Below are 20,221 nucleotides of genomic sequence, written 5' to 3'. Positions count from 1 at the left end.
TCAGCTGGCCGCGCGCCTGATATGCGGTGGCCACCTCAACGACAAAAGCAGGCACAAGCCATGCGTGGGACGCTCAAAGTCTTCCTCTGCCTTCTCCTGCCGATGGCGGTCCTTGCCGCAGGCGCGCCGCATCAGGCGCGTGCCCAGCAGCAGGAAAAGCGTATCGCGCTCGTGGTCGGCAATGGCGCCTATGCCAAATCGCCGCTGGCGACCACCGCGAACGATGCCGGCCTGATCGCGCAGACGCTCCAGGCGGCGGGCTTCGATGTGGTCGGCGCGCGCGATCTCGACGGCGACACGCTGCGCAAGAGCTTGCGCGACTTCATCCAGAAGGCCCAGGCGTCGGGCCCGGGCACCGTCGCGATGATCTATCTTGCCGGCTACGGCGTGCAGCTCGCCGGCGAGAACTATTTCATCCCGGTCGATTCCAACATCAGCCGCGACACCGACATACCGACCGAGGCCCTGCGCATCAGCGACTATGCGCGCCAGCTCGCATCGATTCCGCTCAAGGCCAATATCGTCGTGCTCGACGCAGCCCGTGCGCAGCCCTTCATCGAGGGCGGTCAGCCGATCGCGAGCGGTCTGGCGCTGGTCGAGCCCGAGGCGAACATGCTGATCGCCTTCAATGCCGCGCCCGGCACGGTGGCGCCGGAGGAGCCGGGGCCCTACGGCATCTATGCGCAGTCGCTCGCCGAGATGATCCGCACCGGCGGCCTGCCGCTGCCCGAGGTATTCGACCGCGTCCGCCTGCGCGTCAACGAGGCCTCCAGGGGTGCGCAGGTGCCCTGGAACGAGCAGAAGATCTCAGCGCCATTCTCCTTCTTCGAGCGCGCGCCCGATGCGCCGCCGGCGGCTGCGCCCGACCAGGTCGCCGCAATCCGGAGCAAGCCGATCCGCGATCTCGGCGTGCAGGACGCCTATGCCGCCGCGCTCGAGCGCGACACGCTGCCGGCCTATGAGGAGTTTCTCGCGGCCTATCCGAACGACCTCCTCGCCAAGCGCGTGATGGCGATCGTTGCCGCGCGCCGCGAAGCCATCACCTGGAGGCGGACCTACCGGACCGACACCCCCGAGGCCTATTGGTCGTATCTGCGCCGCTATCCGCGCGGGCCGCATGCGGCGGACGCGCGGCGCCGCCTTGCGATCCTCACCGCGCCGCCCGAGCCGCCGCCGACCTTCGCGATGATCGACTACGACGTGCCGCCACCGCCGCCGGAGGAGGTGGTCTATGTCGATCGCCCGGTGCTGTATTTCAGCGATCCCGATTTCGGCTTCGCGCCGCCACCGCCGCCGCCGGTCTATTATCTGCCGCCGCCGCCGCCTGATTTCGTCGTGTTGCCGCCGCCGCTGCCCGTTGTCGGCCTGTTCGTGCTGCCGCAGCCGGTGTTCGTGCCGATCCCGGTGTTCGTGAGGCCGCCGGTCTATGTCGCGCCACCGCCGAACAACATCATCTATCAGAACATCCATAACACCACGGTCATCAACACCGTCATCAACCGCCCGCCGGCCCCGCCGCCGGCGGCGGGGCCGGCGCCCGGACCGGTCAATCTGGCGCCGGCCGTTGCCGGCCGCGCCACGCCGGCAGGACCGGCCGTGCCGCAGGCGGTCGTTCAGCGCGCCGCCCTGATCCAGCAGGGCAAGGCGCCGATGCCGCCGAGCGCGACCATCCAGCCGGCGGCAAGGCCAGGTATCCCGACACCAGCTCCTGCCAATGTCGCCCCTGGCACGACAGCGCCGCCGCCCGCCGGCGCGAAGTTGCCGCAAGCCAATACTGTGCCGCCGCCGGGAGCTGCCGGCAGCCCGCCGGCCGGAGCGCCGCCCGCGACGGGCAACCCCGGCGGCACACCAAGTCCGACCGCGAACGCTCCCGCCGGCAGCGCCGCTACAACCCCGCAAGCGCTGGCCCCGACCAAGCCGCCGCCGGCCAATACGCTGCCGGTGCCGGGATCTCCGAGCAGCCCGCCGGCCGGAGCGCCGCCCGCGACGGGGACGCCCGGCGGCACGCCCAGTCCGAGCGCGAACGCTCCAGCCGGCAACGCCGCAGCAACCCCGCAAGCGCTGGCCCCGACCAAGCTGCCGCCGGCCAATACGCTGCCCGTGCCCGGCACCCCCGGCGGGCCGCCGCCGGCCAGGGCAGGGGCTGCGCCCGGGACCGTCCCATCCCCTGGCAAGCCCGCCGCCACCGCCACGGCGCCGAGCGGCAACGTTCCGCCGGCGCAGCCGAACGCGGCAACGACGCCCAATCACACGCCGGCTTCCGGAACCGCGGCGAGCCCGTCCGCGGCCCTGCCCAGGCCGCCGGGGACAACGACCCCACCTGTGCCTGACCGGCGCGGCAGGCCGGGCGGGCCCCAGCCGGGCGCTTTGCCGCCGCCGAGCGCGGCCACCGGCAAGCCCGCGGCGCCGACTGCGGTCAAACCCGCGACACCTCCGCCGCCGCCTGTAGCGGCGCGGACACCGTCCGGAGTTCAGGATCATCGGCCCGCGCCAGCGCCGCCGCAGGCCGCCAGGCCCGCCGCTCCGCCGCCTCCTCAGGCCCTGGCAAGGCCGACGCCGCCGCCTCCGCCGCGCGTTGCGCCACCTCCGCCGCCGCGAGCGGCGCCTCCGCCCGTGGCTGTGGCGCGGCCGGCGCCACCGCCACCTGTTGCCCGGCCGGCGCCGCCTCCGCCAGCGATGGCGCGGCCGGCACCACCGCCGCCGCCGCCGGTTGCGCGGCCAGCGCCGCCGCCGCCACCACCTCCGGTCGCCCGACCGGCGCCGCCGCCGATGGCTGCCGCGCGGCATCCGGCGCCGCAGGCACCGCCGCAGCCGGCCGGCCCGCCACCGAAGAGCTGCCCCCCGGGGCAGCCCAGGTGTTAGGAGGCGCCAGGGGCAGGGGATGCCAGGATGCGACAGCAGCCTAGAGGCGTCCCCAAAGGCCGTTATTTCCTTGCTTCTGGCCGAAATGGCGCTATATAGCGCGCCATCTCACACGGAAACATGGCTCACAAGGCCGTCCGGTGGCAACCGGGGCGAGACCGCTCCGTTTTGCTCACACGTTTCCGGAGGAACCAACCGGAGAATTAGAACGATGGCACTGCCCGATTTCACTATGCGTCAGCTGCTCGAAGCTGGCGTGCACTTTGGTCACCAGTCTCACCGCTGGAATCCGAAAATGGCTCCGTTCATTTTCGGCACCCGCAACAACATCCACATCGTCGACCTCGCCCAGACCGTGCCGATGCTGCACCAGGCCCTCCAGGCCGTCAGCGACACGGTGGCCAAGGGCGGCCGCATCCTGTTCGTCGGCACCAAGCGCCAGGCGCAGGACGGCGTTGCCGACGCGGCCAAGCGCTGCGCGCAGTATTTCGTCAATTCGCGCTGGCTCGGCGGCACGCTGACCAACTGGAAGACGATCTCGGCCTCGATCAAGCGCCTGCGTCACCTCGACGACGTGCTCTCGGGCGGCGAAGCCAATTCCTACACGAAGAAGGAGCGCCTGACGCTGCAGCGCGAGCGCGACAAGCTCGACCGCTCGCTCGGCGGCATCAAGGACATGGGCGGTCTGCCCGACCTGATCTTCGTGATCGACACCAACAAGGAAGACATCGCGATCCAGGAAGCCCAGCGGCTCAACATCCCGGTCGCTGCGATCGTCGACACCAATTCGGACCCGAAGGGCATCACCTATGTGGTGCCGGGCAATGACGACGCCGGCCGCGCCATCTCGCTGTACTGCGATCTCGTCGCGCGTGCGGCGATCGACGGCATCTCGCGTGCGCAGGGCGATTCGGGCATCGACATCGGCGCCTCGGCCCAGCCGGTCGCCGAAGAGCTGCCGGCGGCGTCCTCGAGCGGCTTCCAGGGCCTTGCGGGTCCTCGCGGCACTGCCGACGACCTCAAGAAGCTCCCGGGCGTGTCGGGTGCGATCGAGAAGAAGTTCAACGATCTTGGCATCTTCCACTATTGGCAGCTTGCCGAGCTCGACCACGACACCGCGCACACGATCGGCGAGGAAGTCGGTCTGCCGAGCCGCGCGGATGCCTGGGTGGCCAAGGCCAAGGCGCTGACCGCGGAAGCGGAATAGTCAAAAAGAGCGATGGGTTGGCCGGATAGGGTCCGGCCACCATTTCAGTTGACGCGAATTCCTGAGATGGACCGCGGCGGGGGATTCGATGCCGCGCCGCGGCAAACCGGCAGGCACAAAGGATTTTCAACGATGGCAACGATCACAGCTGCGATGGTCAAGGACCTGCGCGAATCGACCGGCGCGGGCATGATGGACTGCAAGGCCGCGCTCACCGAAAACGACGGCAACATGGAAGCGGCGCAGGACTGGCTGCGCAAGAAGGGCCTGTCCAAGGCCGCCAAGAAGTCGGGCCGCGTCGCCGCCGAGGGCCTGATCGGCGCGCTCACCAACGGCACCAAGGGCGTCGTGGTCGAGGTCAACTCCGAGACCGACTTCGTGGCGCGCAACGGCCAGTTCCAGGGCCTGGTCAAGATGATCGCGCAGGTCGCGTTCGACGTCGGAGCGGACGTCGAGAAGATCAAGGCCGCCAAGGTCGGCGACGTCACGATCGAAACCGCCATCAATGATGCGATCGCCACCATCGGCGAGAACATGACGCTCCGCCGCGCCGCCCAGCTCGAGGTGAGCCAGGGCGTGGTCTCGCACTACGTCCATGGTGCCGTCATTGACGGCGCCGGCAAGATGGGCGTGATCGTGGCGCTGGAATCGCCGGGCAAGGCCGATGAGCTCGCAGCGCTCGGCCGTCAGATCGCGATGCACGTTGCGGCCGCCAACCCGCTGGCGCTCGATCCGTCCGGCCTCGATCCGGCCGTGGTCAAGCGCGAGAAGGACGTGCTGGCCGACAAGTACCGTCAGCAGGGCAAGCCCGAGAACGTGATCGAGAAGATCGTCGAGTCCGGCCTCAAGACCTACTACAAGGAAGTCTGCCTGCTCGAGCAGGCCTTCATCCACGACACCGGCAAGTCGGTGGCGCAGGCGGTGAAGGAGGCCGAGGGCAAGGTCGGCGGGGCTGTGAAAATCGCGGGCTTTGTGCGCTATGCTCTCGGCGAGGGAATCGAGAAGCAGGAAAGCGACTTCGCGGCCGAGGTCGCCGCGGCCAGCGGCAAGAAGTAAGCGCCGGAAGTTCCTTCCGGCGTGCCGCCGGAAGCGGCGCCCGGACAAGGAAAGTGCTCATGACTGATCCGGTCTATCGTCGCGTCGTGATCAAGCTGTCCGGCGAATATCTCGCGGGACAGCAAGGCTTTGGCATCGATCAGCCGACCGTCGACCGGGTTGCGGACGATCTGATCGCGGCCCGCCATCTCGGCACCGAGGTCGCGGTCGTGATCGGCGGCGGCAACATGGTCCGCGGCGTCGAGGTCTCATCCCGCGGGGTGTCGCGCACCACCGGCGACACCATGGGCATGCTCGCCACCATGATGAATTGCCTCGCGCTGGAAGCGGCGATCGAGCGCAAGGGAACGCCGGCCCGGACGCTGTCGGCCTTCGTCATGCCCGAGATTTCCGAGCTGTTCACCCGCACCGCGGCACACAAATACCTGGCCGAAGGCCGGATCGTGCTGCTCGGCGGCGGGACCGGCAACCCGTTCTTCACCACCGACACGACCGCGGTACTGCGGGCCGCCGAGATCGGCGCGCAGGCCGTCCTGAAGGCGACGAATGTCGACGGGGTCTACTCGGCCGATCCGAAGCAGGATCCGACCGCGACGCGGTTCGACCGCCTGACGCATTCGCAGGCGATCGAGGGCGGTTACAAGGTGATGGATGCGACCGCCTTCGCGCTTGCCCGCGAGACGTCGCTGCCTATCATCGTATTCTCGATCGCGGAGCCGGGCTCGATCGGCGCGATTCTGCGTGGCGTCGGCCACGGAACCATCGTCGCCGGCTGACGGCTCATCTGACGCGCCGAAAGGACGGTGCGGAGCGGTCGCCGGGATTTTGAAGGAGAAACGTGATGGCCACGGGTAATTTCGATCTCAACGAAGTGAAGCGCCGCATGCAGGGCGCCGTCGCCTCGCTCAAGCACGAGCTCGGCGGCCTGCGCACGGGACGCGCCTCCGCCTCGATGCTCGATCCGGTGCAGGTCGAGGCCTATGGCAGCCACATGCCGCTCAATCAGCTCGCCACCGTCAGCGTGCCGGAGCCGCGGCTGATCTCGGTGCAGGTCTGGGACAAGTCGATGGTCAAGGCCGTCGAGAAGGCGATCGTGGATTCCAATCTCGGCCTGTCGCCCGCGACCGAGGGCCAGGTGCTGCGCCTGCGCATTCCCGAGCTCAACGAGGAGCGCCGCAAGGAGCTGGTGAAGGTCGCGCACAAATATGCCGAAGCCGCCAAGGTCGCCGCGCGCCATGTCCGCCGCGACGGTCTCGACGTGCTCAAGAAGCTCGAGAAGAATCACGAGATGTCGGAGGACGACCAGAAGCGACACGCCGACGAGGTGCAGAAGGCGACCGACGGCACCATCGCCGAGATCGACCAGTTGCTGGCCGCCAAGGAAAAAGAAATCCTCACCGTTTAAGGCATCGCCTTCATGTCCAACGCCGCCGCGCCCGCAACGGAAGGACCTGACAGGTCCGAGGCGCCTGCGCATGTCGCCATCATCATGGACGGCAACGGGCGTTGGGCGGCCGCGCGCGGTCTGCCGCGTGCGGAAGGGCATCGCCGCGGCGTCGACGCGCTGCGCCGTGTGGTGCGCGCCTCGCACGAGCTCGGCATCCGCTATCTCACCATCTTCTCGTTCTCTTCGGAGAACTGGTCGCGCCCGGCGAGCGAGATCGGCGACCTGTTCGGCCTGCTGCGGCGCTTCATCCGCAACGACCTGGCGAGCCTGCACCGCGACGGCGTCAAGGTCCGCATCATCGGCGAGCGCGAGGGGCTCGAGAGCGACATCTGCGCCTTGCTGAACGAGGCCGAGGAGCTGACGCGCGACAATACGCGCTTGACGCTGGTCGTCGCCTTCAACTACGGCTCGCGGCAGGAGATCGCGAAGGCGGCGCAGAAGCTGGCCCGCGAGGTCGCTGAGGGCAGGCGGGATCCTGCCACGATCGATGCCGAGACGCTTGGCGCGCATCTCGACGCGCCCGACATCCCAGACCCCGATCTCATCATCCGCACCAGCGGCGAGCAGCGTCTGTCCAACTTCCTGATGTGGCAGGCCGCCTATAGCGAGCTCGTGTTCGTGCCGATCCATTGGCCCGACTTCGACAAGGCGGCGCTGGAAAGCGCGATCGCCGAATTTGCCAGGCGCGAGCGCCGTTTCGGCGGCCTGGTTGCGAAGACCGCCTCGTGAACGAACCCGATCCTGCATCGGCGGGCGCCAAGCCTGCCCCGAGCAATCTGGTGATGCGGGTCCTCGCAGCGCTGGTGCTGGCGCCGCTGGCCATCGCGATCGCCTATGCCGGCGGCTGGCTGTGGGCGCTTCTCGTCACCCTGGTCTCGATCGGGCTGTTCGCGGAATGGTTGATGGTGGTGGGCGCAGCATCGGCCGCGCTGACCGGGGCAGGGACTGTCGTGATCGCCATGATGGGAGCCTCCGTCGCTTTCGGCGCGCTCAAGACCTCCGTCGTCACCGGCCTCATCGGCGGTGCCATCGTGACGCTGATCGCCCGGGGCAAGTTCTTGTGGGCGGCGAGCGGGTTTGCCTATGCGGCGGCGGCGCTGCTGGCCTCGATCCTGGTGCGCAAGGATCTCGTCAACGGCTTCTCCGCGCTGATGTTCGTGCTGCTCGTGGTGTGGGCGACCGACATCGGTGGCTATTTCGCCGGACGCAGCATCGGCGGCCCGAAATTATGGCCGCGCGTGAGCCCGAAAAAGACCTGGGCCGGCGCGCTCGGCGGCTTTGCGGCGAGCCTTGCGGTCGCGGCCGGCTTCACCGCCTGCGGGATCGGAAAGCTGGTTCCGCTGCTGCTCGTCGGCGCCGTCCTGTCGGTGGTGTCGCAGCTCGGCGATCTCTTCGAATCCGCCGTGAAGCGGCGCTTCGGTGTCAAGGATTCCAGTCACTTAATTCCCGGCCATGGCGGGCTTATGGACCGCCTGGACGGTTTTGTCGCCGCCATCCTGGCGGCCTGGTTTATCGGCTTTTTCCGCCATGGTGTGCATAGCGCCGGAAGCGGTCTTATGGTTTGGTGAAGATATGAGCGCCGTTCCCTTGCGTAACAACAGGCTTGCTGCGTCCGACATTCGCAGCGTCACGGTCCTCGGTGCCACCGGCTCGATCGGCGACAGCACGATGGATCTCTTGCGCGCCTCGCGCGAGCGCTACCGTGTCGAGGCGCTGACGGCGAACGGCAATGTCGCCGCGCTCGCCAAGCTCGCCAAGGAATTCAACGCGCGCTATGTCGCGATCGCCGACACCTCCAAGCTCGCCGAGCTCAAGGCTGCGCTCGCGGGCACCAGCACCGAATGCGGCGCCGGCGAAAGCGCCGTGATCGAGGCCGGCGCGCGTCCGGCCGACTGGGTGATGGCGGCGGTGAGCGGCGCTGCCGGGCTGAAGCCGGCGCTCGCCGCGGTCGATCGCGGCGCGCATGTCGCGCTCGCCAACAAGGAGTGCCTGGTCTGCGCCGGCGACTTCTTCATGCAGCGCGCGGCAAAAGCCGGCGCCTGCATCCTGCCGGCCGATTCCGAGCACAACGCGCTGTTCCAGGCGCTGAGCTCAGGCAATCGCGACGAGCTCGTCCGCGTCATCATCACGGCCTCCGGCGGCCCGTTCCGGACCTGGAAGCCCTCAGACATCGAGCAGGCGACGCTCGAGCAGGCCCTGAAGCATCCGAACTGGAGCATGGGCCAGAAGATCACGATCGATTCGGCCTCCATGATGAACAAGGGGCTCGAGGTGATCGAGGCGTCCTATCTGTTCGCGCTCTCGCCGGACGAGATCGACGTGCTGGTTCATCCGCAGTCGATCATCCACGGCATGGTCGAGTTTTCCGACCGCTCGGTGGTGGCCCAGCTCGGTGCGCCCGACATGAGGACGCCGATCGCCCATTGCCTCGGCTGGCCCGATCGAATCAAGGGCCCGGCGGCCAAGCTCGACCTTGCCAAGATCGGCCAGCTGACCTTCGAAGCGCCGGACTTCGAGCGCTTCCCCGGACTGCGGCTGGCCTACGAATCGCTCCGGACCGGGAAGGGCGCGACCACCGTCTACAATGCCGCCAACGAGGTCGCGGTGGCCGCCTTCATCGGCGGCAAGATCCGGTTCGGTGCGATTGCCCGGCTGGTCGAGGCGACCCTCGAGGATTGGGTCAAAGGCGGCAACCAGGCGCCTCTGACCTCCGCAGATGATGCAATCTCTGTTGACCATGTTGCGCGAAATAGGGCTGCCGCCCTATTGCCTCAAATTGCCTTAAAGGCATCCTAGTTGGTTCGGGACCAGGGCCTTGCGGCGCTGGGTGAGGGAATTCGATGATCGACTTTTTCGTCCATAGTTTCAATACGTTGAGCCATGGGCTCCTCGGCTACGCGGTTCCCTTCCTGTTCGTCCTGACCATCGTCGTGTTCTTCCACGAGCTCGGCCATTTCCTGGTCGCGCGCTGGGCGGGCGTACGCGTGTTAACCTTTTCGCTCGGCTTCGGCCCCGAGCTGGCCGGCTTCAACGACCGCCATGGCACCCGCTGGAAGATCTCGGCGATCCCGCTCGGCGGCTACGTCAAGTTCTTCGGCGACGAGAGCGAGGCCTCGACCCCGTCGGCCCAGACGCTGGCGGCCATGTCGGCCGAGGAGCGCGCCGGCAGCTTCCACCACAAGAAGGTTGGTCCCCGGGCGGCGATCGTCGCGGCCGGACCGATCGCCAATTTCATCCTGGGCGCGCTGATCTTCGCCGGAATGGCGCTCTATTACGGCAAGCCGAGCACGATCGCCCGGGTCGACGGTGTCGTCGCCAACGGCGCGGCGGCTGCCGCCGGATTCAAGGTGGGCGACGTCGTTGTCCAGATCGACGGCAAGCCGATCGAGAGCTTTGCCGACATGCAGCGAATCGTTGCGATGAACGCCGGTTCGGCTCTTGCCTTCCAGGTGAAGCGCGACGGCGCCATCGTCTCGCTGACCGCGACCCCGGCGCTGCTGGAGCGCAAGGACCCGTTCGGCAACAGCCACCGTCTCGGCGTTCTCGGCATCGAGCACAAGTCGCAGGCCGGGGAGGCCTCGACCACCCCGGTCGGCGTCGGCGAAGCGCTCAAGATCGGCGTCGAGCAGGTCTGGTTCATCATCACCAGCACTTTCAAGTTCCTGGGCTCGTTGTTTGTCGGCCAGGGCAATCCGAACGAGGTCAGCGGCGTCCTGGGAATCGCGAAAATGTCGGGGCAGGCGGCCAGCGCCGGGTTCCAATTCGTGATCAATCTCTGCGCGGTGCTGTCGGTGTCGATCGGTCTTTTGAACCTGTTCCCGATCCCGCTGCTCGATGGCGGCCACCTGATGTTCTATGCGGCCGAGGTGGTCCGGGGCCGGCCTTTGTCCGAGCGGACCCAGGAAATGGGGTTCCGAATCGGGCTTGGCCTGGTGCTGATGCTGATGGTGTTTGCGACCTACAACGACATCCTGCGGATGGCAGCTTCCTGATAGGGGCTTTTTTGTGGCGTTGCTGTTGAGCAACGTCTTGGAATGAAATTGAAATTACGGCGCTTTCGGCCGTTTGCGGCGTCGGCGAAATTGGCTACAAGCGGCCTGAACTTGGGGAATCTCCGGACCGGCGTTGGGGTTGGGTCTGGCAGGGAATGATAAGGGCGCGTTGCGCGATGAAGTTTGGACTGCGACTCCGGGGGGGCTTGCTCGCAACCCTGATCTTGTTCGGCGCGCCGGTGGTTGCCCCGGTTGGGGCTGTTTTCGTGTCTTCGTCTGCGCTCGCCCAGACCGTTCAGTCGATTTCCGTCGAAGGGAATCGCCGCGTCGAGGTGGAGACGATCCGCTCCTATTTCAAGCCGGGTCCCGGCGGCCGGCTGGATCAGGCCGCCATCGACGACGGCCTCAAGGCGTTGATCGAGACCGGCCTGTTCCAGGACGTCAGGATCAACCGCGGTTCCGGCGGCCAGCTCATCGTCTCCGTGGTGGAAAACCCGGTGATCGGCCGCATCGCCTTCGAGGGCAACAAGAAGATCAAGGACGAGCAGCTCACCGCTGAAGTCCAGTCCAAGGCCCGCGGCACCTTCTCCCGCGCCATGGTGCAGTCGGACACGCTCCGTATCGCCGAAATCTATCGCCGCTCCGGCCGCTACGACGTGCGCGTCACGCCCGAGATCATCGAGCAGCCGAACAACCGCGTCGACCTGATCTTCACGGTCGAGGAGGGCGTCAAGACCGGCGTCCGGTCGATCGAGTTCGTCGGCAACAATGCCTTCTCGTCCTACCGTCTCCGCGACGTGATCAAGACGCGCGAGACGAATCTGCTGAGCTTCCTCGGCAGCGGTGACGTCTACGATCCCGACCGCGTCGAAGCCGATCGCGACCTGATCCGCCGATTCTACCTCAAGAACGGCTTCGCCGACGTGCAGGTCGTCGCGGCGCTCACCGAGTACGATCCGGAGAAGAAGGGCTTCAACGTCACCTTCAAGATCGAGGAAGGTCAGCAATACCGTGTCGGCGCGGTGGATTTCCGCACCAGCATTCCGAACTTCGATCCGAACTCGATGCGCGCCTATTCGCGCCTCAATGTCGGCTCGCTCTACAACGTCGAATTGGTCGAGAAGTCGGTCGAGGAGATGCAGATCGAAGCCTCCCGCCGCGGCTATGCCTTCGCCGTGGTCCGGCCCGGCGGCGACCGCAACTTCGAAGCGCACACCGTGTCCGTCGTGTTCAACGTCGACGAGGGCCCGCGCACCTATATCGAGCGCATCAACCTGCGCGGCAACACCCGCACGCGCGACTACGTGATCCGCCGCGAGTTCGACATCTCGGAAGGCGACGCCTACAACCGCGCGCTGGTCGACCGTGCCGAGCGGCGCCTGAAGAACCTCGACTATTTCAAGAGCGTGAAGATCACGACCGAGCCGGGCTCGTCGAGCGACCGCGTCATCCTGATCGTCGACATGGAAGAAAAATCGACCGGCGACTTCTCGGTCTCGGGCGGTTACTCCACCACCGACGGCGCGCTGGCCGAAGTCTCGATCTCCGAGCGCAACCTGCTCGGTCGCGGCCTGTTCGCCAAGGCTGCGGTGACCTATGGCCAGTATGCGCGCGGCTACTCGCTGTCGTTCGTCGAGCCGTACCTGCTCGACTACCGCGTCGCGCTCGGCCTCGACCTCTATCAGCGTGAGCAGAAGTCCAACAGCTACATCTCCTACGGCACCAAGACGCTCGGCTTCTCGCCGCGCCTAGGCTTCTCCTTGCGTGAAGATCTCTCGCTCCAGGTGCGCTACTCGATCTATCAGCAGGAAATCACCCTGCCGTCGTATCTGGCGAACTGTAACAACGTCCTTGGTTCGTCTGCCTTCAACCCCAGCCCAGCCTTCGCCGCGTCTCAGACGCCGCCGATTGATCTGTCGTCGACCAGCGGGCTCGGTTGCTACAACGATGGCGAAGCCTCGCTGCCGGTGCGCAAGGAGCTCGCCGGCGGCAAGACGCTGACCTCGGCGCTCGGCTACACGCTGACCTACAACACCCTGGACAACAACAAGAACCCGACCGACGGTCTGCTCGTCGACTTCCGGCAGGACTTCGCCGGCGTCGGCGGCGACGTCTCCTATCTGAAGTCGGTCGTCGACGCGAAGTACTACACTCCGCTGGTGTCCGACATCGTCGGCCTCGTCCGCCTGCAAGGCGGCATGCTGAACAAGATCGGCAGCGATCTGCGCATGCTCGACCACTTCCAGATGGGCCCGAACCTCGTCCGCGGCTTTTCCCCGAACGGCATCGGTCCGCGCGACTTGAACCCGTTCGGTACGCAGGATGCGCTCGGCGGCACCAAGTATTGGGGTGCTTCGTTCGAATTGCAGATGCCGTTCTGGTTCCTGCCGAAGGAAGTGGGTCTGAAGGGTGCGGTCTATGCCGATGCCGGCGGCCTCTACGACTACAGGGGACCGACGAGCTGGACCACCACCAACGAAATCAACGCGCCGGGCTGTATCCCGTCGACCATCAATCCCTCGAGCACGGGGACCTGCACCGGTCTCGTCTATGACGACAGCAAGGTCGTCCGCTCGTCGGTCGGTGTCGGCGTGATCTGGCAGTCGCCGTTCGGACCGCTGCGCTTCGACTACGCCGTGCCGCTCAGCAAGGGCAGGTATGACCGCACGCAGGAGTTCCGGTTCGGCGGCGGCACCACGTTCTAATTCGATCATCACGGCACGATCCGGATTACCGGAGCCGGTTTCGGAAAGGGATCGTGCCGATCCAAGACATGAGGCATGATGCGGCCTGACCGCTTCATGCCGAAGCCGGACCGCGACGGGGTGGAATGGCGCAGCCGACCTTCTTCACAAAGCCGCCTGCCGCAGCGTTGGCCGACATTGCCATGCTGACCAAGGCGCAGCTGGTCGATCCCGCGAGGGGCGGCCACGTCATCACGGGCCTTGCTTCGCTCGACGAAGCGGGCCCGATGCATCTGGCGTTCTTCGACAACCTCAAATACGCCGATCAGCTCAGGGCGACCAAGGCGGGGGCCTGTCTCGTCAGTCCGCGCTTCGAGGCCGAGGTGCCCGAACATGTGGCCGTGCTGCGGGTGGCGCAGCCGTTCCGCGCCTTCGTCCGGATCGCGCGGGAATGGCACGCCGACGCGCTGCGGCCGCAATCCTGGGTCGGCAACGACGGTATCGCGCCATCGGCCATCATCGATCCCACGGCCCGGCTCGAGGACGGCGTGGTCGTCGACCCCCTGGCGGTGATCGGCCCGGACGTCGAGATCGGCAGCGGCACTGTGATTGGCGTCGGGGCGGTGATCGGCCCCGGCGTCAAGATCGGCCGTGATTGCAATGTCGGGGCCCGGACCGCGATCCAGTGCGCCCTGATCGGCAACAACGTGCTGATCCATCCCGGCTGCTCGATCGGCCAGGACGGTTACGGCTTCATCTTCTTCGGCCCCGAGGGCCATCTGAAGGTGCCGCAGACCGGGCGCGTGCTGATCCAGAACGATGTCGAGGTCGGGGCCAACACCACGATCGATCGGGGCTCCTTGCGTGACACCGTGATCGGCGAGGGGACCAAAATCGACAATCAGGTCCAGATCGGCCACAATGTGACGATCGGCCGGCACTGCCTGCTCGCGGCCCAGATCGGGCTCGCCGGCAGCCTGACCATCGGCGACAACGTGGCGCTCGGAGCGAAGGTTGGCATCAACAATCACCTCAAGATTGGCGACGGGGCGCAGGTGACGGCGATGAGCGCGGTCAAGGACGACATCCCGCCGGGCGGCCGCTGGGGCGGGCACTTCGCCAAGCCGACCAAGCAATGGTTCAAGGAGATCATCGCGGTGGAGCGGCTGGTACGCGACAGCAAGGCCGATCCGAAGGACGAGGGACGGGAATGACGGCGGAATCACCTGTTAAGTTCGAGCTGGTGGACATCAACGCGATCCTCCAGACACTGCCGCACCGCTTTCCGATGCTGCTGATCGACCGCGTGATCAACATCCGCGCCGATTACAGCGGCATCGGCATCAAGAACGTCACCTTCAACGAGCCGGCGTTCCAGGGGCATTTCCCCGAGCGTCCGGTCTATCCCGGCGTCATGATGATCGAAGCGATGGCGCAGACCGCGGGCGTGATCGGCATCAAGTCGGTCGAGGGCACCGAGAAGCCGCGGGCGGTCTATTTCCTCACCATCGACAAGTGCAAGTTTCGCAAGCCCGTGCTGCCCGGCGACACGATCGAGTATCACATGCGCTCGCTCGGCCGCCGCAAGTCCATGTGGTGGTTTCACGGCGATGCAAAGGTCAACGGTCAGGTCGTCGCCGAAGCCGACGTCGGCGCCATGCTGACCGATTGAGCGGCGCCGGGCGGCGGGCTCAGGTGCAATCGTAGCGGCTGCCCGTCGTCTCCCGCCTGATAGTCCGGTTGAAGAACTGGCCCATGGAGGGCGCGCCGAGGAGGCGTTCGACCGTATCGGCCGTCACGCCGCAATAGCGGTGATAGGCGCCGTTGCTCGCGACGATCAGCTCCTGCTGCGCGCGATCGTAACAGACCCGCTGAAGCACGGTGCTGCGGGTGATGTCCCGGCACTCGAATGTCCGGAGATCGACCTGGCGGTGTTCGCCGATCTCGACCGCCTCCGACACGATCGGAGTATCCGCGAGCTGCGCCAGCAGAAGGATCAGGGCCCTGACCACGATCGTTGAAGCTCCGCATGAACCTGGCGGGGACGGGAAGACCGCCTCATCCAGCACTTGAAACACGGCGAGATGATACGTCACTGGACAGATCGGGCATAGTCGCGCTAACCAGCCGAAAACCGAGCGACTTCAATACATAACCCGACCTTCTTGACGAGTAAGATTGGCTTGATGAGCAAGATTGATCCCACCGCGCGGATCGCGGACGGCGCCGTGATCGGCGAGGGCACCGAGATCGGACCCTATTGCATCATCGGCCCGAACGTCGTCATCGGCGCGAACTGCAAGCTGATCGGGCAGGTGACAATCATCGGCCACACTTCGGTCGGCGACGGCTGCGTGATTTCACCGTTCGTGGTGCTCGGCGGTGCGCCTCAGGACCTCAGCTACAAGGGCGAGCCGACAACGCTCGAGATCGGCTCCGGCTGCGTCATTCGCGAAGGCGCGACGATGAACGTCGGCACCGTCAAGGGCGGTGGGAAAACGCGCGTCGGCAACGGCGGTTATTTCATGAACAATAGCCATGTCGGCCACGACTGCATGGTCGGCGACAACGTGATCTTCGCGACCTCGGCAACGCTCGGCGGTCATTGCGAGATCGGCGATGCCGTTTACATCGGTGGCCTGTCCGCGGTGCACCAGTTCACGCGCATCGGGCCCTATGTCATGGTCGGTGGCGTTTGCGGCGTGCGCGACGACGTCATTCCGTATGGATTGGTCAACGGCCAATACGCGGTATTGGAGAGCCTCAACCTGATCGGCATGAAGCGGCGCAAATTCACCAAGCAGCGCCTCGCCGCCGTGCGCGGCTTCTATCAGAAGCTATTCCATGGCGCCGGCACCTTTGCCGAGCGGCTGGAAGCGGCGCGGCCGCTCGCGGGCGCGGACCCCGCCATCGCCGAAATCCTCGACTTCATCGGCAAGGGCAAGCGTCCGCTCTGTCTTCCCGCCATCGCGAAGTGATCTTGGAGTGATCTTGGGATGGCCGCGGGCACGACATCGGCGGCTTTGCAGGTTTCGTCACCGGTCGGCATCGTCGCCGGGGGCGGAGCCATGCCGTTCGCGGTCGCCGAGTCGCTCGCCGCGCACGGCATCACGCCGGTGCTGTTTCCGCTGCGCGGGGCCTGCGATCCCCAGCGGGTGGAGAAGTTCCGCCATCGCTGGATCTCGGTCGGCCAGCTCGGCCGCGCGATGCGGCTGTTCCGCGAGGAGGGCTGCCGCGACCTGATCTTCATCGGCACATTGGTGCGGCCTTCGCTGTCCGAGATCCGGTTCGACTTCACGACGCTGCGCCTGCTCGGCAATGTCATCCGCGCCTTCCGCGGCGGCGACGATCATCTGCTGTCGGGGGTCGGGCGCATCCTCGAGCAGGACGGCTTCCGCATGGTCGGCATCAAGGACGTTGCGCCGGATCTCCTGATGCCCGAGGGCTGCATCAGCCGCGCCTGGCCGAGCGATGCCAGCAAGGCGGACATCGCGCGCGGCCGGGCGGTGCTGACCGCGCTCGGTCCGTTCGACATCGGCCAGGCTGTGGTCGTGATCGATGGCCACGTGGTGGCGGTCGAGGACATCGAGGGCACCGACGCGCTGCTCGCCCGCGTCGCGCGGCTGCGCGAGGAGGGCCGCATCCGCGCCGCCACCGGACGCGGCGTGCTGGTGAAGGCGCCGAAGAGCGGCCAGGACCTGCGCTTCGACCTGCCGACGATCGGTCCGCGCACCATCGAGGGCGTCGCGGCCGCCGGCCTTGCCGGCATCGCCGTCACCGCCGGCAACACCATCGCCGCCGAGCCGCAGGCGATGATCGCGCTTGCCGATGCCAAATATCTCTTCGTCATCGGCCTGCCCGCGTGATGTTGCGTGATCCCCAGCGCAAGATCTTCCTGATCGCGACGGAGGAATCCGGCGACAGGCTCGGCAGCGCCTTGATGAAGGTGCTGCGCCAGCGCCTCGGCGACGGCGTGCAGTTCGTCGGCGTCGGCGGCCGCACCATGGCGCGCGAGGGCCTGGAATCGCTGTTTCCGATCGAGGAGCTCTCGATCGTCGGGTTTGCCGCGGTGGTGCAGCAATTGCCGAAGATCCTGCGGCTGATCCGGCAGACCGCCGACGCAGTGACCGAGGCCGCGCCCGACGTGCTCGTCATCATCGACAGCCCCGACTTCACCCATCGCGTCGCCCGCCGCGTGCGCGCGCGCAATCCCGCGATCCCGATCGTCGACTACGTCTCGCCGCAGCTCTGGGCATGGCGGCCAGGACGGGCGCGGACCATGCTCGGCTATGTCGACCACGTGCTCGGCCTGCTGCCGTTCGAGCCCGAGGAATACCGCAAGCTCGGCGGGCCGCCCTGCAGCTATGTCGGCCATCCCCTAATCGAGCAATTGAGTTCGCTGCGGCCGAGCGCGGAGGAGCAGACGCGCCGCGACAGTGAGCCGCCGGTGCTGCTGGTGCTGCCCGGCAGCCGCCGCAGCGAGGTCAGGCATCATCTCGACGTGTTCGGCGCAACGCTCGGCCGCTTAAGGGGTGAGGGCTGTGCGTTCGAACTGATGCTGCCGACCATGCCGCATCTCGAAGCCACCATCCGCGAAGGCCTCGCGAGCTGGCCGGTCAAGCCTCAAATCGTGATCGGGGAGAACGAGCGGCGTGCGGCCTTCCGCATCGCTCACGCCGCGCTGGCGAAATCCGGCACGGTGACGCTGGAGCTCGCGCTGTCAGGCATTCCGATGGTGACGGCCTATCGCGTCGGCGCGATCGAGGCGTTCATCCTGCGACGCGCGATCCGTGTCTCCTCGGTGATCCTTGCCAATCTCGTGATCGGCAAGGATGTCATTCCCGAGTATTTGCAGGAGGAATGCACGCCGGAGAAGCTGGCGCCTGCACTCTCCGCGTTGCTAACGGATTCGCCGCTCCGCCGCGCGCAGGTCGAGGCCTTTGCTCGGCTCGATCAGATCATGTCGACCGGCAACAAGTCGCCGAGCGTGCTCGCCGCCGACATCGTGCTCGCGACGATGCGGAAGAGTAGGCGAACGAGCTAAGAAACTGTTCAGCGCACGAACCTGGTTTGTACGGTTTGCTGGTCCAGTTTTTCCGGTTTTGACAGTGGTGCGGTCCGATGCGGATTTTCGCGGATCTCGATCATCTTGATCAGTCTGGCATTCTCGAGATCTTGAGGCTGAAAGCCGATCCCGCCGGTGCCCGCGAGTGCGAAGCAGTCCTCGAACTTCGTCACGCCATAGTCGGGCAGCCGATAAAGGTCGGTCGCATGCAAAACGGTGGGCCGCTCCGTGACCCACTCCGCCGTACGGCCTCGCGCCGGAAACTCGATGGGGAATCCGATCGGGTAGGGATTCGGAATCGTCGGCGCAAGGAGATCGACCGAAAGCGACTTTCCGCCTTGCGTTTCATTCTTGATGAAAAAGCGGACGTGGTCTTGCGATAAAACGGTGAGAACACACCTGACTCGGTCTTCCGGTAGGACCGGAAAGTTGCGGAGTATCCACGGGCCAGTGTCGCGGTCACCGCGAAACCACCATTGAACCCATGCTTCCGCGGACGGCGGGCCAACGCTGCCGTCAGCGGCAACCACGATCTTTTGCGTCGTCCCGATCTGCGGCAGCGAAGTATCGAAGCGCCGATGACCATCGATCCCGATCCAGGTCGAACAGCGATAATCGCCCGGCGCGGCTGAGGGGGCCATTGCCTTGGGGACTTGCCAGGCCCCCCACACCTGTGTGAACTGGGCGCCCTCCGTCGCCGCGATACATGCGCCCGACCAGTTGAAGCTGGTTTCGTGTCGGCCGGGATAGCCCGCGCCCAAACGGCCGCGGTTGACACGAAAGTCGGGAGCGGAGCCCGGATAGATCATAGGCAGAACTTCGAGAGGCTTGGAAAGAAGCTTGGCCCATAACGCCTCCGCCGTGCGTCCCGCGCCCGGGGGCGGCTTGGGCGGAAGCCGGTAGAATTCGAGCTCCCGCGCATCGGCATTCAGCGCGTCGAAGTCCTTGGACGGCGGTGGCGGTGGCAACAATATCTGCCGACCCAGACTCGCGTCCAATTCGTCCCGCGTCGGAAGTTTGCTCAGCTCGGCACCACTCGCGCGCGCGCTCATGGCCACTCCCCCTTGGCAGCTGTGACCAAGTCATCGAAACTTGGCACGGATGTTTTGTCGTCCAGGATATTGTAGAGATCACTGGCCAATCGAACGCCGGCGTCCGTGTCGTTCTGGTAGTGGAGACCGGCGATCTGGCGGTTTCGCGCGATCCGGCCGGCGAGAATGGTGAGATCGTTCGCCATCGGCTGCACCGACGCTGGTAGCACCGATTCCAGGCAGAGCGCGACCAAATGCGCCTGAGTCGCGTGCCCGCTGGGATAGGACGCGTGACCGGGAACCTGGATCGGCGGCAACAGCGCGGGGCAGATTTGCGGCGGTCGTGGCCGCTTGTAGTAGGCTTTCCAATACATCGCGACCTGGAGCGCGATCAGGCTTGCCGTCGTCATCACGCGACAGGTGTTTGGATGCGAGTTTGGCGTGACGTTGAGAAGCGCCATGAAGTAGCTCAGAAACTCGTCGTTCTGCGCAAAAATCTCGCCGAGCGCGTCCGCCCGCTCGTCTTTGGCCATTGTCACGAGCGCGTCGATCTCAGCTCCGGTGTTCGCATAGTTTGGCTGGGCAACCGTGATCGTGCTCCACCCGCCGTGAATGGCGAATTCGGCCAGCAGCCGCCAGGCGTACCAGTCCGGGGTCCAGCTCCGGTCCGGGAACTCGGTGACGGTGGTGCGGTTGGTGCTGACGCCCGTTTCCGTAATGAACGGCAGGTCTATGCGATCCGGAAAGATCCAACCGCCGCCGCCCGAGCCTGCATTTGCGACGTTTCCAGCATTCCCAGCGTTGCCTGCGTTTCCCGCATTCCCGGCGTTGCCTGCCATCGCAGCCTCCCAATGATTTGCCGCCTATCTCTTGCTAA

At 66.2% G+C, this 20,221-nt stretch carries 18 protein-coding genes; 15 read left to right on the top strand and 3 right to left on the bottom strand.

Going from position 1 to position 20,221, the window contains the following annotated elements; translation table 11 throughout:
- Positions 1 to 60 precede the first annotated feature (60 nt).
- The 12 genes from P0R31_RS03960 to fabZ all read left to right on the top strand — a co-directional run bounded on the left by P0R31_RS03960 (position 61) and on the right by fabZ (position 14,920).
- Positions 61 to 2,862, top strand: coding sequence for a caspase family protein (locus P0R31_RS03960; protein ID WP_275512951.1), 2,802 nt, complete (start codon positions 61 to 63; stop codon positions 2,860 to 2,862).
- A gap of 211 nt (positions 2,863 to 3,073) precedes the next feature.
- On the top strand, positions 3,074 to 4,069 hold the full coding sequence (locus tag P0R31_RS03955; RefSeq protein WP_157283591.1) for a 30S ribosomal protein S2: 996 nt from the start codon (positions 3,074 to 3,076) through the stop codon (positions 4,067 to 4,069).
- 132 nt (positions 4,070 to 4,201) lie between these two features.
- Positions 4,202 to 5,125: a translation elongation factor Ts gene (gene tsf, locus P0R31_RS03950; protein ID WP_275512950.1), complete on the top strand. Its 924-nt coding sequence runs from the start codon at positions 4,202 to 4,204 to the stop codon at positions 5,123 to 5,125.
- Positions 5,126 to 5,184: 59 nt separating this feature from the next.
- On the top strand, positions 5,185 to 5,901 hold the full coding sequence (gene pyrH / locus P0R31_RS03945; protein ID WP_275512949.1) for a UMP kinase: 717 nt from the start codon (positions 5,185 to 5,187) through the stop codon (positions 5,899 to 5,901).
- Positions 5,902 to 5,966: 65 nt separating this feature from the next.
- Entirely contained in the window at positions 5,967 to 6,530 is a 564-nt protein-coding gene (gene frr / locus P0R31_RS03940; protein ID WP_025036556.1) for a ribosome recycling factor, read from the top strand.
- Between the two features lie 12 nt (positions 6,531 to 6,542).
- Complete coding sequence (locus tag P0R31_RS03935; protein WP_036010029.1) at positions 6,543 to 7,301, top strand: isoprenyl transferase; 759 nt, start codon at positions 6,543 to 6,545, stop codon at positions 7,299 to 7,301.
- Positions 7,298 to 8,140 carry a phosphatidate cytidylyltransferase gene (locus tag P0R31_RS03930; protein ID WP_275512948.1) on the top strand — a complete coding sequence of 281 codons (843 nt, stop codon included), beginning with the start codon at positions 7,298 to 7,300 and terminating at the stop codon, positions 8,138 to 8,140. Before P0R31_RS03935 ends, P0R31_RS03930 begins: the two co-directional genes overlap by 4 nt.
- A 4-nt stretch (positions 8,141 to 8,144) precedes the next feature.
- On the top strand, positions 8,145 to 9,368 hold the full coding sequence (dxr, locus tag P0R31_RS03925) for a 1-deoxy-D-xylulose-5-phosphate reductoisomerase (protein WP_275512947.1): 1,224 nt from the start codon (positions 8,145 to 8,147) through the stop codon (positions 9,366 to 9,368).
- A gap of 44 nt (positions 9,369 to 9,412) precedes the next feature.
- Complete coding sequence (gene rseP / locus P0R31_RS03920; RefSeq protein WP_275512946.1) at positions 9,413 to 10,564, top strand: RIP metalloprotease RseP; 1,152 nt, start codon at positions 9,413 to 9,415, stop codon at positions 10,562 to 10,564.
- Between the two features lie 176 nt (positions 10,565 to 10,740).
- The gene (bamA, locus tag P0R31_RS03915; protein ID WP_275512945.1) at positions 10,741 to 13,269 is read left to right on the top strand and encodes an outer membrane protein assembly factor BamA; all 2,529 of its coding nucleotides are present in this window, start codon (positions 10,741 to 10,743) and stop codon (positions 13,267 to 13,269) included.
- A 125-nt stretch (positions 13,270 to 13,394) separates the two neighbouring features.
- Positions 13,395 to 14,462: a UDP-3-O-(3-hydroxymyristoyl)glucosamine N-acyltransferase gene (gene lpxD / locus P0R31_RS03910; RefSeq protein WP_275512944.1), complete on the top strand. Its 1,068-nt coding sequence runs from the start codon at positions 13,395 to 13,397 to the stop codon at positions 14,460 to 14,462.
- Positions 14,459 to 14,920, top strand: a complete 462-nt coding sequence (gene fabZ, locus P0R31_RS03905) for a 3-hydroxyacyl-ACP dehydratase FabZ (protein ID WP_100230768.1) — start codon at positions 14,459 to 14,461, stop codon at positions 14,918 to 14,920. Before lpxD ends, fabZ begins: the two co-directional genes overlap by 4 nt.
- 19 nt (positions 14,921 to 14,939) lie before the next feature.
- Here fabZ and P0R31_RS03900 read toward each other — a convergent pair whose 3' ends face one another.
- Positions 14,940 to 15,260 carry a KTSC domain-containing protein gene (locus P0R31_RS03900; protein WP_275512943.1) on the bottom strand — a complete coding sequence of 107 codons (321 nt, stop codon included), beginning with the start codon at positions 15,258 to 15,260 and terminating at the stop codon, positions 14,940 to 14,942.
- Between the two features lie 174 nt (positions 15,261 to 15,434).
- Here P0R31_RS03900 and lpxA point away from each other — a divergent pair, with 174 nt between their 5' ends.
- The 3 genes from lpxA to lpxB are packed head-to-tail and all read left to right on the top strand — an operon-like array spanning position 15,435 to position 18,292.
- On the top strand, positions 15,435 to 16,226 hold the full coding sequence (gene lpxA, locus P0R31_RS03895; protein WP_275512942.1) for an acyl-ACP--UDP-N-acetylglucosamine O-acyltransferase: 792 nt from the start codon (positions 15,435 to 15,437) through the stop codon (positions 16,224 to 16,226).
- An 18-nt stretch (positions 16,227 to 16,244) separates the two neighbouring features.
- Entirely contained in the window at positions 16,245 to 17,114 is an 870-nt protein-coding gene (locus tag P0R31_RS03890; protein WP_275512941.1) for an LpxI family protein, read from the top strand.
- Entirely contained in the window at positions 17,114 to 18,292 is a 1,179-nt protein-coding gene (gene lpxB, locus P0R31_RS03885; RefSeq protein WP_275512940.1) for a lipid-A-disaccharide synthase, read from the top strand. Before P0R31_RS03890 ends, lpxB begins: the two co-directional genes overlap by 1 nt.
- Before the next feature lie 8 nt (positions 18,293 to 18,300).
- Here the strand turns inward: lpxB and P0R31_RS03880 are convergent, their stop codons facing one another.
- Together P0R31_RS03880 and P0R31_RS03875 are read right to left on the bottom strand one after the other, a co-directional pair.
- Positions 18,301 to 19,365, bottom strand: a complete 1,065-nt coding sequence (locus P0R31_RS03880) for a G1 family glutamic endopeptidase (protein ID WP_275512939.1) — start codon at positions 19,363 to 19,365, stop codon at positions 18,301 to 18,303.
- Positions 19,362 to 20,183, bottom strand: a complete 822-nt coding sequence (locus tag P0R31_RS03875; protein WP_275512938.1) for a phosphatase PAP2 family protein — start codon at positions 20,181 to 20,183, stop codon at positions 19,362 to 19,364. Before P0R31_RS03875 ends, P0R31_RS03880 begins: the two co-directional genes overlap by 4 nt.
- Positions 20,184 to 20,221: the final 38 nt, after the last annotated feature.

It is taken from the genome of Bradyrhizobium yuanmingense (genome assembly GCF_029167105.1).
Classification (GTDB): domain Bacteria; phylum Pseudomonadota; class Alphaproteobacteria; order Rhizobiales; family Xanthobacteraceae; genus Bradyrhizobium; species Bradyrhizobium yuanmingense_A.
This window is presented reverse-complemented; position numbering and strand designations above follow the sequence as displayed.

Excerpts from the sequence above, each read along its gene's own strand:
- bamA (WP_275512945.1), top strand. The coding sequence starts at position 10,741 with ATGAAGTTTGGACTGCGACTCCGGGGGGGCTTGCTCGCAACCCTGATC.
- P0R31_RS03875 (WP_275512938.1), bottom strand. The coding sequence starts at position 20,183 with ATGGCAGGCAACGCCGGGAATGCGGGAAACGCAGGCAACGCTGGGAAT.
- pyrH (WP_275512949.1), top strand. The coding sequence starts at position 5,185 with ATGACTGATCCGGTCTATCGTCGCGTCGTGATCAAGCTGTCCGGCGAA.
- P0R31_RS03960 (WP_275512951.1), top strand. The coding sequence starts at position 61 with ATGCGTGGGACGCTCAAAGTCTTCCTCTGCCTTCTCCTGCCGATGGCG.
- lpxA (WP_275512942.1), top strand. The coding sequence starts at position 15,435 with ATGAGCAAGATTGATCCCACCGCGCGGATCGCGGACGGCGCCGTGATC.
- P0R31_RS03955 (WP_157283591.1), top strand. The coding sequence starts at position 3,074 with ATGGCACTGCCCGATTTCACTATGCGTCAGCTGCTCGAAGCTGGCGTG.
- dxr (WP_275512947.1), top strand. The coding sequence starts at position 8,145 with ATGAGCGCCGTTCCCTTGCGTAACAACAGGCTTGCTGCGTCCGACATT.
- lpxB (WP_275512940.1), top strand. The coding sequence starts at position 17,114 with ATGTTGCGTGATCCCCAGCGCAAGATCTTCCTGATCGCGACGGAGGAA.
- fabZ (WP_100230768.1), top strand. The coding sequence starts at position 14,459 with ATGACGGCGGAATCACCTGTTAAGTTCGAGCTGGTGGACATCAACGCG.
- P0R31_RS03935 (WP_036010029.1), top strand. The coding sequence starts at position 6,543 with ATGTCCAACGCCGCCGCGCCCGCAACGGAAGGACCTGACAGGTCCGAG.
- P0R31_RS03890 (WP_275512941.1), top strand. The coding sequence starts at position 16,245 with ATGGCCGCGGGCACGACATCGGCGGCTTTGCAGGTTTCGTCACCGGTC.
- rseP (WP_275512946.1), top strand. The coding sequence starts at position 9,413 with ATGATCGACTTTTTCGTCCATAGTTTCAATACGTTGAGCCATGGGCTC.
- P0R31_RS03880 (WP_275512939.1), bottom strand. The coding sequence starts at position 19,365 with ATGAGCGCGCGCGCGAGTGGTGCCGAGCTGAGCAAACTTCCGACGCGG.
- lpxD (WP_275512944.1), top strand. The coding sequence starts at position 13,395 with ATGGCGCAGCCGACCTTCTTCACAAAGCCGCCTGCCGCAGCGTTGGCC.
- frr (WP_025036556.1), top strand. The coding sequence starts at position 5,967 with ATGGCCACGGGTAATTTCGATCTCAACGAAGTGAAGCGCCGCATGCAG.
- tsf (WP_275512950.1), top strand. The coding sequence starts at position 4,202 with ATGGCAACGATCACAGCTGCGATGGTCAAGGACCTGCGCGAATCGACC.